Origin of the sequence: Wolbachia endosymbiont (group A) of Epistrophe grossularia (assembly GCF_947251435.1) — a bacterium.
Classification (GTDB): Bacteria; Pseudomonadota; Alphaproteobacteria; order Rickettsiales; family Anaplasmataceae; genus Wolbachia; species Wolbachia pipientis.
This window is the reverse complement of sequence record NZ_OX366363.1, coordinates 112050-127020: the sequence shown is the minus strand read 5'-3', so window position 1 is coordinate 127020 and position 14971 is coordinate 112050. Positions and strand designations below refer to the sequence as shown.

The following is a 14971-nucleotide window of genomic DNA, read 5'->3' as shown; positions in this document are numbered from 1 at the left end:
GCGCGGCGCGCTGGGATGACATTATTAATGTTATACTTCTCGTTCTTTTGGTGATGTAAACGTTTTTTCTGCACTTGGATTCTCAAAAACTCCTCCAATATAAGCACCAGCTAGTACAGCCAATGCTGAAACTGCTAAAACTAATGCAACTACAGGATATGCCAGCACATAGGCTGCAATAGCACCAACTACGCATAGTCCAACAACGCCTAGAGCAATCTTCCCTTTGTGTTTACTCAAGAAGTTTGTATCGTTCTTTTCTGGGGTTTTGTTGCCAGTAGTTGGTGTAGTAGTGTTAGTTACTATAGGAGCGTTGGAATCAAGACCCCTTACCCTCTTGTGCTCTTCCACCTCTTGAATAACTGGTTTAAGAGTAGATATGTTATCAACTTCATAGTCTTGAAAACTATCCATTGCACGATAACACACAGAATCACGAGTTTTTCGATCAGCTTCCTGCCAAATTCGTTTAATGATCTCTACGCTTCTTCCAATTTCTCCTTGAGCTTCAACTTCTTTTTTAAGACACACAATAGCAAAATCTAAAATGGTATCTAGGTTAGAATCCGCAGTCCCCTTGTGGCTCAAAGCTGCTTGTATATCATCATGTTCATTTTCATTGTTGTTGAATATGTCCTGGACCGTTTGAAGGTTGTCATTGCTAATTGCTGTAATTAATGAAGTTCGAATTTTTTGTTGTGCATCAGTTAATTCAACCATATCTTACCTCTAATAAAAATTTAATTATCACACATATTTACAAGTAAGTCAAGAATAACTGTTAATAAAGGCCAACAAAGTGCTTGACGTTAGAATAGCTTTTATGGTTTTGTATAGCTAGAAAGTAACTCTATGAAAAATCATCAACGTTTACAAAATTTGCGTTCAATTGCATTTATTGTGGGAATATTCCTATTGCTGTTTAGCTTAGCAATGCTTATTCCTGCTATTACCAATAAGTATCTCAGCTACGAATGGAAAAATTTCCTCGCTGGATTCATAATTACCTGCACATCTGGCGCAATTTTTATTTTACTCGGTAAATTAAGTAGATTGCATGGAATGCCAGCAATTTTTGCGATTACTAGTTGCACCTGGATTGCCTTGTCTCTGTTTGCAGCTATTCCTTTCTATTTTGATAATCTGAGCTATGTTGATGCATTGTTTGAAACGATATCTGGCATCACAACCACAGGAGCAACTATATTTAATGATATTGAAAAACAATCTCCAGGAATACTGCTATGGAGAGCAATGCTACATGGCATGGGGGGTTTTGGTGTAATCACTTTAGGAATTGCAGTTTTTCCTATGTTTAAGGTTCTCAGCCTAAATAATTTACTTTATTCTGAGTATTCAGATGCTACCAAAAGGAAGTTGCCGAATACGCGAAGCGTAGTGATTCATGTTACGGCAATATATTATGGCTTAATTTTGTTATGTATATTTTCCTATTATCTAGCTGGTATGCCACTATTTGATGCAATATGTCACGGAATGTCTGCTGTATCAACTGGTGGATTTGCTAACTATAATGATTCTATAGGGCACTATAATAATCCCATACTAGAAGCCATAACGATCGTTTTTATGATTTTGGGTTCTCTGCCTTTTCTTAGCTATTTAAAAATCATAAGACGGTTAGACATTTGCTATGATGAGCAGGTCTCTTACTTTTTTAAGATAGCTATTGTTTCATCTTTATTTGCTTGTTTTTGGTTGTATAAAAATGTTGATTTAGGAGTGTCATTATCATTTAGATGCAGCACATTTACCATCACTTCCTTGATTACGTCAACTGGTTATGCAATCTGTAATCATATAGATTGGAGTTTCATTTCAGTCTTAGCTTTTTTTCTCACCTTTGTTGGTGGATGTAGTGGTTCTTCAAGTGGTGGTGTCAAAATCTTCCGCTTGATTGTTCTTTTAAGGTCTATAAGAAATTACTTTTACCTTTTATTAAACCCTGATGCAGACAATGGAGTAAAATTCAATGGAAAAACCCTGGAGAATGATGAAGTTCACTCTGTCTTTATATTTTTTGCAATTTTCATGTTAACGTTTACCATTTCATCAATAGTGATGTCTTACTTAAGCAATGCAGACTTTATAACTAGCATCAGTTCAGTCTCTGCAACGCTTACAAACTCTGGCCCGGGATTTAGTAATTTAATAGGTCCTTCGGGTAATTATTCCTCTTTCAGTATTGAAGTAAAATTATTTCTATCGTTTTTAATGCTGCTTGGCAGACTTGAAATATTGCCAATCTATTTTTGTATAGGCAATTTATTCTTATTTAATAGAAAGAAATAGTTGGTAAAATTTGATATTATAGCTAAACTGACTTACGACAATTTGAAAAACCGTCATTCCGCTACTCGTTAGCGGAATCTATACCGCGAATAAATCCACAGATGTACGAACATTGTGATTTGGGCACACCAGGAAGAATGTCATCCAAGTAGCCCCTTTCTCCTCATCCCGCTACTTGTTAGCGGGATCTATGCTAAGAGATACCGCGAATGAATCGCGGCATGACGGTTCGCGGCGGTATAGCTATAGATAGTATTAGCTATTTAATAAAAAGATCGTAGCTAAACCAAGAAATATAAAAGCTGAGAGAATATCAGTTGTTGCCGATGTTAGGATTGAAGAAGAAACGGCAGGGTCAGACTTTAAACGGTGAAGCATTATAGGAATGAAAGTTCCGATGAACGTTGCAATAATTGACATCATAATCATGGAGACCACAAAAATCATCTCCACTTTGAAGTTGTGAAACCTTATTGCTAACACTACTAATGAAATAGTAGATAAGATCACCCCGTTTATAAGACCTATTAAAAATTCTTTCATCAGTATTCTTTTTGCATTTTGCTCAGTTAGATATTTTGTTGCGATTGCCCGGATGGTTAGCGTTACTGTTTGGGATCCTGCATTTCCGCTCATTGATGCAATTATCGGCATGATTATTGGCAGCACTATAAAACTTTTTATTACATCATCGAAAAAGCCAACTACTATGGAACACATTGTTGCAGCTAAGAGGTTAAACAGTAACCAAGGTAGCCTTTTAATTATAGTTTTATGTATAGGGGCATTTATATCGGCTTTAGAAGATACACCGCTTATTTTGAGTACATCCTCTTCTGTTTCTTGTTGAACAACTTTTATCACATCTTCAATTAAGATCACACCAATAATTTTACCATTCTTATTTACTACCGGAGCCGATAATAGAGAGTAATCTTTAAATATTCTTGCTACTTCCTCTTGGTCTATTCCAGTTTTAATGATTTTTATGTCATGATCCATTATCTCTTTTATTATTGTGTCTCCTGAGTGAGATATTACCTTATTTAAATTAACACTGCCTATAGGCTCTAATTTTGAGTTGATAATGAATATCTGGTGAAATTTTTCTGGTATTTTTTTATAGTTGCACACAAATTCTGTCAGTTGATTTATTGTCCAATAATATGGAGCTATAACCATATCTTTATGTATTAACCTTCCTGCACTTTCTTCTGGATATGATAGCAACTCCTCTACCGATTTCTGAGTTTTGCTGGGCAAATAGTAAAGTATATTTTCTACAGACTTTCTATCTAAATCTTTCACTATGGTTACTATATCTTCTACATCAAGGAGCATTAGTAACTTTGCTGTATTTTCTATTCCCAATGTTTCTATGATCTCTATTTGTAAATCTGGCACTACATGCACTAGGGCATCACTTAACAAATGTTGATCGAGGATATTAACTAATTTCTCCCTGTGATCACTGATCGAAGTAGATAAAAAATAAGCTAACTGAACACTGTCTATCGTTTTTACAATATTACGAACATTCTCTAGCTCCTCGTTATCAAGTGACTCTATTAAGTCATCAATAGCCTTTTTGTCTAAACCATAATGGGAACTTATTTCAATATTCATTACTTTACCTTGTTTTTTAATAAATATACGCGCTTGATTTCCTTAAACATTAAAGTATAATGAAATTATTTAAATTAACTATCATATGGTTAAATTTCTATTTTGTTTACTGTTATTGTTATTGATAGTAAATATATTAAAATCTAAAGTATAATGAAAACTTATCCAGAAATTCTTGAACACTTTCAAAGCTTAAATAAAAGTATTTCTCTTATCAGGAGGTGTCTTTGACATAGAAAAATTAAAGTTGCGCCTTGAAGAGCTTGACTCCCAAGCGTCGAATGATGACCTATGGCAAGATAACCAAAAAGCACAAGAAGTTTTAAAAGAACGTTCTAAAATTAAGAATGACGTAGAGTCGTTTTTAAAGCTGGAAAGCGATTACAACGATGCCATCAGCTTAATGAAGTCTGCTATTGATGAAAATGATGAAGAATTTTTCTCTGAAGTTGAAAATGAATTAGCTAAGCTAGAGAAATTAATCAAGTATAAAGAAACAGAGTCCTTATTTACTGGTGAAGCAGATAATAATAACTGCTTTTTAGAAATCCACTCAGGAGCTGGCGGAACCGAGAGCAATGATTGGGCTGAAATGCTGATGCGCATGTATATAAGGTGGGCAGAAATTTATCACAACTTTAAAGTTGAAGTTGTAGAAAAATTAGAAGGAGAGTCAGTTGGTATAAAGTCTGCAATGATAAAAATCGTTGGAGAAAAAGCTTATGGGTGGGCAAAAAGTGAAAGTGGAATTCACAGGCTGGTTAGAATATCGCCATTTGATGCAAATGGTAAACGTCATACCAGTTTTGCAAGTGTAGGAGTAACTCCAGTGATAGAAGATTCAATTGATATTGCTGTGGATGAAAAGGATCTAAAGATCGACACCTACCGAGCTTCTGGAGCAGGCGGTCAGCATGTGAACAAAACTGAAAGTGCAGTACGCATTACGCATATTCCAACTGGTGTTGTAGTTCAATGCCAAAATGGTCGTTCTCAACACAGAAATAAAGATGAGGCATTGAAATTACTTAAAGGACGTTTATACCAAATTGAACTGGAAAAGAAAGAACAAAAGATGGCTGAAGAATATGGTAAAAAATGCGATATAGGCTGGGGCAATCAGATCAGATCGTACGTTATGCATCCATATCAAATGGTGAAGGATTTAAGAACCGGACATGAAGTGGGCAATATAAATTCTGTTTTTGATGGTAATATAGATTGTTTCATAGTTAGTGTGCTTACTAAGCAAAATTAGGTAGGGTTGACTTTCTTGCCATAATATATGATAATTAAAATATTGTTAAAGTAGGAGTAAAGTTATGGCGATTAAATATGATCAGTGGAAAAGTGACCTTACCCAGAAAAAGTGGAGAGAAAGTGTGGAATGTTTTTTACAAAAAGAATGATGCATCAAATTGTTCTGGAATGCAATAGTTATAGCTCTTCTCATAATAGTCAGAACAAATCATAAAAAAGCAGAATCAACAGCTTGACGGAAAGACTGAAAAATAGGGATATTTTTTCTAGCTCTGTTCTTTATAGCAAACCAATGATGCTCAATTTCGTTAAAGTCTGGAGAATATGGAGGAAGATAAAGAATTTCAGCACCTACTCCTTTAGCAAGATCATCGATTTTTTTAGATTTATGGAAAGCAGCGTTATCAAGAATTACAGTTTGGCCAGACCTTAAAATTGGAGTCAAAAACTGCTCAAACCAAGCCTCAAAAACATCCTTGTTGCAGTATCCCTCAAAGGTCAATGGAGCAATGATTTTCTTTTTATTTAGAGCTGCAATCATACTGACACGCTGAGTTTTTTTACCTGATTTTAGTGAATGAAACCTCTCTCCTTTTCTGCAATATCCGTATGGGTAGTCTTCTGTATTGTCTATCCCAGATTCGTCAATATATACAAGATTTTCAGGATATTTTGTTGCTATAACCTTTGCAAATTGAGCTCGCTTTTCTTCATTTCTTTCTTTATATCCGTAGGTCTTTTTTTCTTGTAAAGCCAATATTTTTAAGTGCGCGGTGAATCGTTTGTCGACTGATATTGCCCCAGAGTTTAGCCATCTCTGACTGAGTTTTGCCGCCATGGTTTTTTGCAAATTCGGTGAAGACATTCCAGTCGGTAATTTTATGGTTATATCCTACGCTTCCAGGCTTTTTTGACTGAAAATCTCCTGTTTCCTCACGCCTTTTCTGCCACTCATATAAAGTCGTTTTTCCAATTTTAAATCTCTTGGCAACAGTTGCTCTACTTTCTCCCTCATCCAATGCTTCCATTGCTTTTTTCCTTAAGTCATAACTATACGCTGCTGGCATACAAACCCCACTACCATAAATCCATATCTTACCTTATTTGGATTATTATGAGAAGAGCTATAATAGTGACGTTGTTTGTTATAAAAAATTTCTATGTATTCAAATATTGCAGTTCTAGTTTGTTGAGCAGAGTGTTGTGAAGTATCAATAAGTATTTCTCTTTTCAATGAGCTAAAGAAGCTTTCTGCAACAGAATTGTCGTAACAACAGCCTTTATTACTCATCTATATTCTTTACAGCTAAGAGATATTGATACCCTTGCGCAGTATATTGTGAACCTTGGTCACTGTGCAGCAGTAGATTTTTAACAGGTTTACGCCTATTAATGGCCATTAATAAAGAGTTCATAACCAATTGTTTATTTATTGCACTACTCATTAACTACCATACGTGAGAATTATTGCTGCCAAATATAGCCATCCCTCCTTGGTTTTGATGTAAGTAATCCCATACTTTATTTGGTTGATCAACAATAAAGTTTTGATCTAGTATATTGGGAGCTACAGCTCTATTATCTGTTTGTTGTTTTTTAATTTTAAACTTTCTTCTCAGTATAGCCCTGATGTCATTTTTCTGCATAATACTTTGCACCGTTTTCAAATTGCAACTTTTACCCAAAGCCTTTAATTCAGCATGAATTTTAGGAGCTCCATATCTACATTTAGAAGCTTGATATATTTTTTGAATATCTGCTAATAACTCTTTATTTGCTGATTCTCTACTGCTTATTTTCCTTGTGGTCCACTTATAGTAGCCACTAGCAGAAAATCCTACATAATTCCTGTACTTTATAGCAGTTACTATATAAAAAAATATTTTACTCTTTTTGACTGGCCAGGGCTTTTTTTTAAATGTCTCTTTCCCTTGTTACTCTTGCTTTGTAAATCAAACCTCTCTTTGTCGTAAGGAGCCATGTTACCTCTACCTGGAAATGCATCTGCTGCTGACTTTTTTTCGTTATATTTCTTCATCCATTTTCCTAATACACTATCCCTTATTCCTAGATCTCTTGCTACTTTTGCAACTGGTTGACCTACCTTTCTTTGTTCATTTGCCAGCTTAACAGCTTCCAATTTGAATTCTGCTGTATATTCTCTTACCATTTCTAATCCTCCAAAATTTTATTTTACCCAAAAAAACTCTTTTCTTTCTCTCCACTTTTTCTGGGTAAGGTCAGAAATTTAATGATCCAGGATATACTCCTTTGTTAAGGGAGATTGAGCATTTTCGAATATTTCTTGAGTGCTTCCAGACTCAACAATTCTGCCATTATGAAAGAAAATTACACTATCAGATAACTTTTTAGCTTGCTTCATTGAATGAGTCACCATAATTATAGTAAATCTTAATTTCAGCTCTTGTATAAGATTTTCGATTGCATTGGTTGCCATTGGATCAAGAGCAGAGCACGGTTCATCCATTAATAAAATAGTTGGCTTCACTGCAATTGCGCGAGCGATGCATAGCCTCTGTTGTTGGCCACCGGATAAATTGAGTGCGCTATCTTGCAATCTGTCCTTCAATTCTTCCCATAAACCAACCTTGGTTAAACTATTTTCCACCATCTCATTCAATTTTTGCTTATCCTTCGCCATACCATGCAATTTTGGCCCATAAGCAACATTATCATATATTGATTTTGGAAAAGGATTTGGCTTTTGAAATACCATACCAACTTTTGCTCTAAGTAGTACAACATCCATATCGCGTGAATATATATCACCCAGCCCATCGATATCTAATTCACCAACAGTTTTGCAACCTGGTACATAGTCATTCATACGATTAAAACAACGCAAAAATGTTGATTTACCGCACCCGGATGGTCCGATAAAAGTAGTAACTTTTCTTTTATAAATATTCAAATTTATATCGAATAAAACTTGCTTAGAGCCGTACCAGAGATTTAAATCTTTAACAGAGGCACGTGTATTGCTCATATCACATCCTGCATTGAATAGAGCCCCGGAATTTCTCTTTTATTTTCGTATAGCCATACTGCTGCTTGAACAGCTCCTCTAGCAAATGTTGTGCGATCAATTGCTTTGTGGTTTAGTTCTATCCGTTCATCAGAATTAACAAACATCACGCTGTGATCTCCTATTACTCCACCTCCACGAGATACTGCAAAACCTATTCCCCCCTTTTTTCTTATGTTTGAACCACTATGTAAATATTGATTGGACTGAAAATCCACTTTTGAAGCGTTAGCAATTGTTTTGCCAAGTTCTATAGCTGTTCCAGATGGTGAATCCTTTTTTAAGTTATGATGCATTTCCCAAATCTCAACGTCATATTCATTACCTAAAAGCTCAGCAGCTTTTTTTACCAATTTCAGCAACACATTAACCCCAACACTCATATTTGCTGACCATAATATTGGAACTTCAGCAGCATATTCTTTCAAATCGACACCTTCTATTCCAGTTGTGCCACTAACCAGCGGTGTTTTAAATTTTACAGCTGCTTTAAGGCAGTCTAACATACATTCTTTAGTTGTAAAATCTATTACAACGTCAGATGACTCAAATATGCCACTAATAGAACTTGTAACTTTAATTCCTAGATTGGCTATAATTGGTCCAATATCTGAATCTATGTACTTACTACCTGAACGGGCAACAGCACCTGCTATTTCCACTTTGGTATTTGTAATTAATTCATTGAGTATTTTTTTGCCCATTCTGCCTAAGCAGCCTATTACTCCAACTCTGATTTTCATAAAGCTTTTTACGTTTATTAAGAATGTTAGGCCTTTTTTTAAGCTCTGTCACTTCTGATCTATATTCTATAGCTGTACGAACACTGCAATTTCAGATCCCAGTGCCTTGACCACAACTATTGCAATATGGTACATAGTGAACGATGTCATTCCAGTCTGGAATCTAGCCTTTCTGCAATCTCATCGAAAACGTTTTTCTATGCTAGTTTGCTTGCTTACAAGCAAACTTTTCTGGATCCCAGTGTCTGGGCACTGGGATGACAGGAGAAGGCACTGGGATGACAAGAATAGGGCACTGGGATCTAGTGGGCTCAAACTACAATGTTTGTACAGCTGTGATCTATATTCTATAGCTGAATAATTTAACAATTCAAAATGAATACATATCCTATTGAGCTCTATATTACATACCAGGTTGCTTTGCCTTTTCCATGCTGAGTGATGTGATTACTCTTTACGAGATTAGATACGTGCTTCTTTAAGGTATTGCAGTTTGCTTTAGTAATATTTTCCAAATCCTTAATTGTAAGACGTCCATGTTTGCTGAGTAGTGCTAATACTTTAGCAGAAAGTAGTGGTAAATAGAGATTTAACACTTTTTCATGTGACACCTTTTGTTCAAGATGAAATTTTTGCTTTTGTAGTGACCTTAAAAAGAATATAAGCCATGGATTAAAATCATAGCTGCTCGTCTTCAAGGATTGTTGAGTACGACGCAAAGCTAAGTAGTAACTCTCCTTATTACTTTCAAGGGAACTGTAAGGTACATAGATATACCCTAACTTTAGTAACAAGAAAGTTGTGAGAATGCGTGATAATCTGCCATTTCCATCCTGGAAGGGATGAATAGCTAAAAAAGTAACTATAAAAATGCCAATAATTAATAGAGGGTGTAACGATTTCACCTCTAATTGCTGGCTAGTCCAATAAATAAGTTCTTGCATTTGTGTTGCTGTCTCAAATGGAGAGGCTGTTTCAAAAACTATGCCCAAGCTTTTTCCAGATTCATCAAACGCTTCAACATGATTGGGGAATTTTTTATATTCTCCCATGTGCCTTTGATCTTTATATGAAAATTGTAAAAGCCAGATGTGAAACTGTTTTATAGTGTTTTCTGTAAATGGCATCTTGTTAAAGTTTTGAAATACTTCTTCACACACATACGCATATCCGGCTATTTCTCGTTCATCTAGAGAACGAAATGAGCGTGTATCAAGTTTGGATAGTAATTGCTCAACTTCACGGTCTGATAATCTTGCCCCTTCAATACGGGTAGAAGAACCAATACTTTCAATTGTTGCAATTTTCTTGAGCATTTGTAAACGTTCTGGAGCTAAATTACCAAACAATTGCCATGCTCCTTTAAATTCATCAATTTCAGCAACTAATTTTAACATTTCAGGTGTTATTACAATTTTTGAAATGTCAAACATATCTGTATTTTTATCTAGTTATATTCAATTATATTCGAAAATATCCTATTAGCAAAGAATACTTGTGAGACACACACTATAGCTCTTTTCATAAAAGTCCGGATGTGATAGGATAAGGGTAGATGATGATAAGGAGGTTGAATGCCAGCAGCATATAGTTATGATTTAAGAAAAAAAGCAATGGAAGCACTAGACGAAGGAGAAAGCAGAGAAACAGTGGCAGCAAGATTTAAGATTGGACGAACTACTTTATGGGAGTGGCAGCAAAGAAGAAAAGAAACAGGAGACTTTCAATCAAAAAAACTTGGAAATGGGGGTTACAATCACAAAATTACCGACTGGGATACCTTTGCCAAATTTGCCAGAGAACACGGAGGAAAGACTCTATCGGAAATGGCTAAACTTTGGAACAACGTTAGTATCCAAACGATCTATCGAGCCCTTAAAAAAATTGGATTTACGCGCAAAAAAAGACATATGGATACAAGGAAAGAAACGAAGAAAAACGTGCTGAATTTTTGAAAATTATAGCGACAAAAGAACCTAAAAACTTAGTGTATATAGATGAGTCTGGCATTGATAACACCGAAGACTACCCCTACGGATATTGCCAGAAAGGACAGCGGTTTTATGCCTTAAAATCTGGAAAGAAAACTCAACGAATCAGTATGGTTGCAGCTTTAAGTGGAAGAAAGATAGTTGTTCCGTTAACCTTTGAAGGCCACTGTAATATGGATGTTTTTAATGGATGGTTTGAGCAATTTTTGACACCGATCTTGGAACCTGGACAGACTGTCATTCTTGACAATGCTACTTTTCATAAGTCTGATAAGATTATCGAGCTTGCTAAAGGGGTTGGTGCAGAAATTTTGTATCTGCCGCCTTATTCTCCAGATTTCAACAAAATTGAGCATCATTGGTTTGCTATAAAAAACAGAGCCAGGAAAAACATTCCTCTATTCGAATCCTTTCGTCGTGCTGTTGATTCTGCCTTCCTATGAACTGTTTGGACTATTATGAGAAATGCTATAAAGAATGAATTTTGGTAGGCATAAAAGCAGCTATTTTATGTTAAAATACAACATTTTGATGAAATTATAAGAAAGGCTGGATCTGAGTAGTCAGCTACTCGTCAGTGCATGTTGAAAAATCATTTTATGATCCAAGTCAGTTTTTTTACAGGTAACTTCTAAGCTTATCAATTTTTCCAAGATCTTCTTAAGTTCTGAAAGTTGCAAACTTTTCAAATGAGATTTAAAGCTCTGCAATTGTTTAAAAAACAATGGAGGGCTTAGCTGATCAATCGCAGCCTGCTCACTCATTCCACCTTGCACTGACAGCAAAACGTTTTCAAGGCGTAGGAAATAATTTGATATAATGCGAATTAGCGCTATCGGTGAAAAATTTTCTTGCGATATCAATACATCAGAAATTCTAATGAAGCGCGACATATCTTTACTTGCTATGGCAGAGCATAGATCATCAAGTGTAGCATAGTCGTTGCCGGAAGTTGAAAAGCATAATTCTATATCAGTAAGTTTTAGGTCTTTTCTCTCCCCTAAGTACAAAACTAACTTTTCAAGTTCTGAACATATAGGCAGTTTGCTATGATTAAAGTAAGATTGCAAATGGTAGATTATCTCATTTGTGCATTTTATATCATTTTGTTTTAAGTAACTTGATATAATGTCATAAAGATTGCTGTTGCTGTCCTTATAGCAAGCAATCACACCAAAAATTTTTGAACTCTCCATATAACTTTTAGTCGCAGAATTATATGGAAGATCACTTGCTACCATCATTACATAGTGACCACTTGCGTTATAATCCAATACGTTTTTTAACTCTTTGGATATACCTCCACTCACATTTATCAGCTTAATTAATTTTTTGCTGGTAAACATCGAAATGTTTGCCAATTCAGAAAATAGTAAACCGGGTGACTTATTCACTATTGCAAAATCCATCACCTGAACTGAATACTCATCCAAACTGGCAATTATTTCTTGTACATAAAAATCAACCCTACTGTTATCACTTCCATGAATTAACACACCACGTAAAGCATCAGGTTTCTCTAGGAATCTTTTAACTTTGGATGGTGTAACCCTCATGCCACCTATATGATATCATTCTCATTTGATTGTACATGAGTGTCCAAAGACTCTGAGCTTTCTTGTACAATATCATCTGCCGTACTCTGCACATTATCCGACTCTTCTGTTTTTCCTGTAATATAATTATAAAATTTTTTCACAGGTTGAGATATATATTTGGAAAAAAATCCTTCTTCGCTCATATTGCTTACTCCATAAAATTAACAACTTATCATTAGCATATAAATAATAGTATAGCAAAAACTATTTTGTGCTAAGATAGTGATGTTTTATAATGAGTATATTACAAAATTATTAACATTCGAGATTAAAATTAAGCCAACCTGCTTAATACTAGCCTTATAAAATAAGCGATAATTAAATATACGGCTGCAACAAGTATAATTGCAGGACCAGTTAACAAATCAAAACTTGCAGATAACATGAGACCTGATATCCCAGAAATCACAGAAAAAACTGTTGCAACAATAATCATCTGCATCGGAGTTTTCGAAATGAGCCTTGCAGATGCTGCTGGTATTAGCAAAAATGCAGCAATGAGTAATATTCCTATTAATTGGGCAGCAATTGCTATAAATATAGCAAGAGTGATTAAAAATTCTAGTCTCACAAAATTGACATTAATCTTCTCAACTACTGCTAAATCTTGATTAATTGAAATCATTAACCAATAATGCCATCTAAATATTAATATCAAAGTAACTACTGCAGAGGTTAAAAAAATCAATACTATATCACTTTGATCGAGCGTTAATATATCACCAAACAGTGAGCTAATAATACTATTATTGCCAGATGGAAGAAAAGACATAAGTATTAAACTCGATGATAAAACTACATTGGTAACAATGTTCAATATCGTATCAGCAGAATATAATCTGTTAAAATTAAGAGAAAGTAGTATAGCAAATGTAATTGCAATGAGCATTATGCTAAGCGATGGGCTAATCTTAAAGATCAAAGCAAGTGCAATACCAAGCAATGAAGAATGGGACAAACTATCACCAAGATAAGATAACCTTTGCCATATCATAAACGATCCTAAAGCGCCTGTTACTAGGCTAATTACGACTACTGCAACTAGACTGTTGATGAAAAAATCCTGGGTAAACATTTCAAACATGCTATATGGCTATTAGATAACTGACAACAAATCTATCTTCGGATATCAGAATATTATGGGTTCTGCATGCAGAACCTGTTGTCATAAATTCAAAATTTAAACCTTTTTGTTCCATAAGATAGGACTTCACTGAAGAACTTAGTATATTGCGTGTTTTACCAGTACCTATTAACAAAATTTCTATTTCCTCTGTTAAAAAAGATTCAAAATACTCCTTGCTGTTTATATCACTTTCTTTCAATTTTATCACCTTTTCAGGAAAAATTATAATTGAGCCATAATATTCTTGATTGTTTACCAAAAATTTTCCTTCCCTGTAACCATTTATAAGATTTTTATTCTCGGAAATTAAGGGAGTTACATCCATAAGTCAAACTATTAATTGAGTGTCACATACCCACCATTCTGGTTGCTTTTTTCCGATATTAACTGCAGCAGCTTTTGCATTTTCCTCACTATCGAATATTCCAAAACATGATACACCACTGCCTGACATGCGAGAAAGTATAGAGCCTTCTTGTGACTCAAGTGTTGATATCACATCCTTAATTTCAGGTACAAAGCTTATTGCTATTTCTTGAAGATCGTTTCTCGTCTCTTTAAGAAACTTCAACAAATCCTTTTCAGCGTCATCGCTCCATTTAATTGGCTCAGAAAATTTTCCTTCATGTTTGGAAAATACCTCTGGTGTACTCAAAAACCTTTTTTTCGGTTTCACAAGCACCACATTTGTAGGTAAAGAGAATTTTTTAATGTGGCATAATTCTTCGCCAATACCTCTAACAAAAACTGGCTTGCTATCTACGCTTGCGGGAACATCAGCACCAACGTTTAAGGCTATTTCATTTAAAATCGTCCTATCAATCTCCCACAGCTTCCCTAGCGTACGTACCACAGCTCCAGCATCTGAGGATCCGCTACCAAGTCCTGCAGCAATTGGTATGTTTTTTACAACCTTTACAGTGACTTTAGTGCGTACAGGAGCATGCCTAAGCAGCAGATTAACCGCTTTCATTACAGTGTTATATTGGTTATTTATTTTAGACTCGGAGTTTATAAATTCAACTGTAGAGTTATCGTATCTAGAATCCTTCTCACCTACTTTTATTTCCAAAAAATTAGAGAGATTAGCAAAGACAAATAAACCTTCAATCAAGTGATACCCTGTTTCTTTTTTGTCTACAACATGCAAAAAAAGATTGATTTTTGCAGGCGCCTTTACACAAAAACTTTTCATTATATATCTTCACTAACACTATTTTTACATTATATGTATAATGCTATTCTAGTCAACTTTTATAAGGTTTTCG

Annotated in this window: 15 protein-coding genes and 1 pseudogene; 3 read left to right on the top strand and 13 right to left on the bottom strand. The window is 35.0% G+C overall.

Annotated features, from left to right (window positions below):
* Positions 1 to 30: 30 nt before the first annotated feature.
* Positions 31 to 720: a hypothetical protein gene (locus OPR28_RS00595; protein WP_265023272.1), complete on the bottom strand. Its 690-nt coding sequence runs from the start codon at positions 718 to 720 to the stop codon at positions 31 to 33.
* Positions 721 to 852: 132 nt separating this feature from the next.
* On the opposite strand from OPR28_RS00595, the gene OPR28_RS00590 reads away from it, so the two are divergent.
* A complete protein-coding gene (locus OPR28_RS00590; protein ID WP_265023271.1) occupies positions 853 to 2313 on the top strand; it encodes a TrkH family potassium uptake protein in 1461 nt (486 codons plus the stop codon).
* Positions 2314 to 2568: 255 nt separating this feature from the next.
* Here the strand turns inward: OPR28_RS00590 and mgtE are convergent, their stop codons facing one another.
* Entirely contained in the window at positions 2569 to 3939 is a 1371-nt protein-coding gene (gene mgtE / locus OPR28_RS00585; protein ID WP_006280192.1) for a magnesium transporter, read from the bottom strand.
* Positions 3940 to 4092: 153 nt separating this feature from the next.
* On the opposite strand from mgtE, the gene prfB reads away from it, so the two are divergent.
* Positions 4093 to 5197, top strand: a protein-coding gene (gene prfB / locus OPR28_RS00580) for a peptide chain release factor 2 (RefSeq protein ID WP_141456981.1) whose coding sequence is annotated in 2 segments (ribosomal slippage) — positions 4093 to 4167 and positions 4169 to 5197 — 1104 coding nt in all. Because the reading frame shifts where the segments join, the coding sequence is not laid out codon by codon here.
* A 210-nt stretch (positions 5198 to 5407) separates the two neighbouring features.
* Here prfB and OPR28_RS00575 read toward each other — a convergent pair.
* From OPR28_RS00575 to OPR28_RS00535, 6 genes and pseudogenes are all read right to left on the bottom strand, one after another.
* Positions 5408 to 6266, bottom strand: a protein-coding gene (locus tag OPR28_RS00575; RefSeq protein WP_265023237.1) for an IS630 family transposase whose coding sequence is annotated in 2 segments (ribosomal slippage) — positions 5408 to 5942 and positions 5941 to 6266 — 861 coding nt in all. Because the reading frame shifts where the segments join, the coding sequence is not laid out codon by codon here.
* A pseudogene (locus tag OPR28_RS07070) lies at positions 6239 to 7369 on the bottom strand (IS3 family transposase). Before OPR28_RS07070 ends, OPR28_RS00575 begins: the two are co-directional and overlap by 28 nt.
* 78 nt (positions 7370 to 7447) lie before the next feature.
* Entirely contained in the window at positions 7448 to 8206 is a 759-nt protein-coding gene (gene pstB / locus OPR28_RS00550) for a phosphate ABC transporter ATP-binding protein PstB (RefSeq protein ID WP_065094809.1), read from the bottom strand.
* On the bottom strand, positions 8203 to 8988 hold the full coding sequence (gene dapB / locus OPR28_RS00545) for a 4-hydroxy-tetrahydrodipicolinate reductase (protein ID WP_010962542.1): 786 nt from the start codon (positions 8986 to 8988) through the stop codon (positions 8203 to 8205). The genes pstB and dapB overlap by 4 nt, the downstream gene beginning before the upstream one ends.
* 180 nt (positions 8989 to 9168) lie before the next feature.
* Positions 9169 to 9303 (bottom strand): hypothetical protein, encoded by a 135-nt coding sequence (locus OPR28_RS00540; RefSeq protein WP_265023269.1) that lies wholly within the window; start codon positions 9301 to 9303, stop codon positions 9169 to 9171.
* Between the two features lie 83 nt (positions 9304 to 9386).
* Entirely contained in the window at positions 9387 to 10421 is a 1035-nt protein-coding gene (locus OPR28_RS00535) for a Fic family protein (protein WP_265023268.1), read from the bottom strand.
* 141 nt (positions 10422 to 10562) lie between these two features.
* Between OPR28_RS00535 and OPR28_RS00530 the strand changes: the two genes are divergently transcribed.
* Positions 10563 to 11422, top strand: a protein-coding gene (locus OPR28_RS00530) for an IS630 family transposase (RefSeq protein WP_264705388.1) whose coding sequence is annotated in 2 segments (ribosomal slippage) — positions 10563 to 10887 and positions 10887 to 11422 — 861 coding nt in all. Because the reading frame shifts where the segments join, the coding sequence is not laid out codon by codon here.
* Positions 11423 to 11542: 120 nt separating this feature from the next.
* Here the strand turns inward: OPR28_RS00530 and holA are convergent.
* From holA to OPR28_RS00505, 5 genes are all read right to left on the bottom strand, one after another.
* The gene (gene holA / locus OPR28_RS00525) at positions 11543 to 12535 is read right to left on the bottom strand and encodes a DNA polymerase III subunit delta (protein WP_265023267.1); all 993 of its coding nucleotides are present in this window, start codon (positions 12533 to 12535) and stop codon (positions 11543 to 11545) included.
* A 5-nt stretch (positions 12536 to 12540) separates the two neighbouring features.
* Entirely contained in the window at positions 12541 to 12720 is a 180-nt protein-coding gene (locus OPR28_RS00520) for a hypothetical protein (RefSeq protein ID WP_007548716.1), read from the bottom strand.
* A gap of 131 nt (positions 12721 to 12851) precedes the next feature.
* Positions 12852 to 13661, bottom strand: a complete 810-nt coding sequence (locus OPR28_RS00515; protein WP_265023266.1) for a metal ABC transporter permease — start codon at positions 13659 to 13661, stop codon at positions 12852 to 12854.
* A gap of 1 nt (position 13662) precedes the next feature.
* Entirely contained in the window at positions 13663 to 14028 is a 366-nt protein-coding gene (locus OPR28_RS00510; protein ID WP_265023265.1) for an Mth938-like domain-containing protein, read from the bottom strand.
* Between the two features lie 3 nt (positions 14029 to 14031).
* The gene (locus OPR28_RS00505) at positions 14032 to 14898 is read right to left on the bottom strand and encodes a 4-(cytidine 5'-diphospho)-2-C-methyl-D-erythritol kinase (RefSeq protein ID WP_265023264.1); all 867 of its coding nucleotides are present in this window, start codon (positions 14896 to 14898) and stop codon (positions 14032 to 14034) included.
* Between the last annotated feature and the right edge of the window lie 73 nt (positions 14899 to 14971).

Bases quoted from the DNA above. Each gene is read 5' to 3' on its own strand.
- OPR28_RS00595 (WP_265023272.1), bottom strand. From the start codon at position 720: ATGGTTGAATTAACTGATGCACAACAAAAAATTCGAACTTCATTAATT.
- OPR28_RS00515 (WP_265023266.1), bottom strand. From the start codon at position 13,661: ATGTTTGAAATGTTTACCCAGGATTTTTTCATCAACAGTCTAGTTGCA.
- mgtE (WP_006280192.1), bottom strand. From the start codon at position 3,939: ATGAATATTGAAATAAGTTCCCATTATGGTTTAGACAAAAAGGCTATT.
- OPR28_RS00520 (WP_007548716.1), bottom strand. From the start codon at position 12,720: ATGAGCGAAGAAGGATTTTTTTCCAAATATATATCTCAACCTGTGAAA.
- OPR28_RS00510 (WP_265023265.1), bottom strand. From the start codon at position 14,028: ATGGATGTAACTCCCTTAATTTCCGAGAATAAAAATCTTATAAATGGT.
- OPR28_RS00535 (WP_265023268.1), bottom strand. From the start codon at position 10,421: ATGTTTGACATTTCAAAAATTGTAATAACACCTGAAATGTTAAAATTA.
- holA (WP_265023267.1), bottom strand. From the start codon at position 12,535: ATGAGGGTTACACCATCCAAAGTTAAAAGATTCCTAGAGAAACCTGAT.
- OPR28_RS00590 (WP_265023271.1), top strand. From the start codon at position 853: ATGAAAAATCATCAACGTTTACAAAATTTGCGTTCAATTGCATTTATT.
- OPR28_RS00505 (WP_265023264.1), bottom strand. From the start codon at position 14,898: ATGAAAAGTTTTTGTGTAAAGGCGCCTGCAAAAATCAATCTTTTTTTG.
- dapB (WP_010962542.1), bottom strand. From the start codon at position 8,988: ATGAAAATCAGAGTTGGAGTAATAGGCTGCTTAGGCAGAATGGGCAAA.
- pstB (WP_065094809.1), bottom strand. From the start codon at position 8,206: ATGAGCAATACACGTGCCTCTGTTAAAGATTTAAATCTCTGGTACGGC.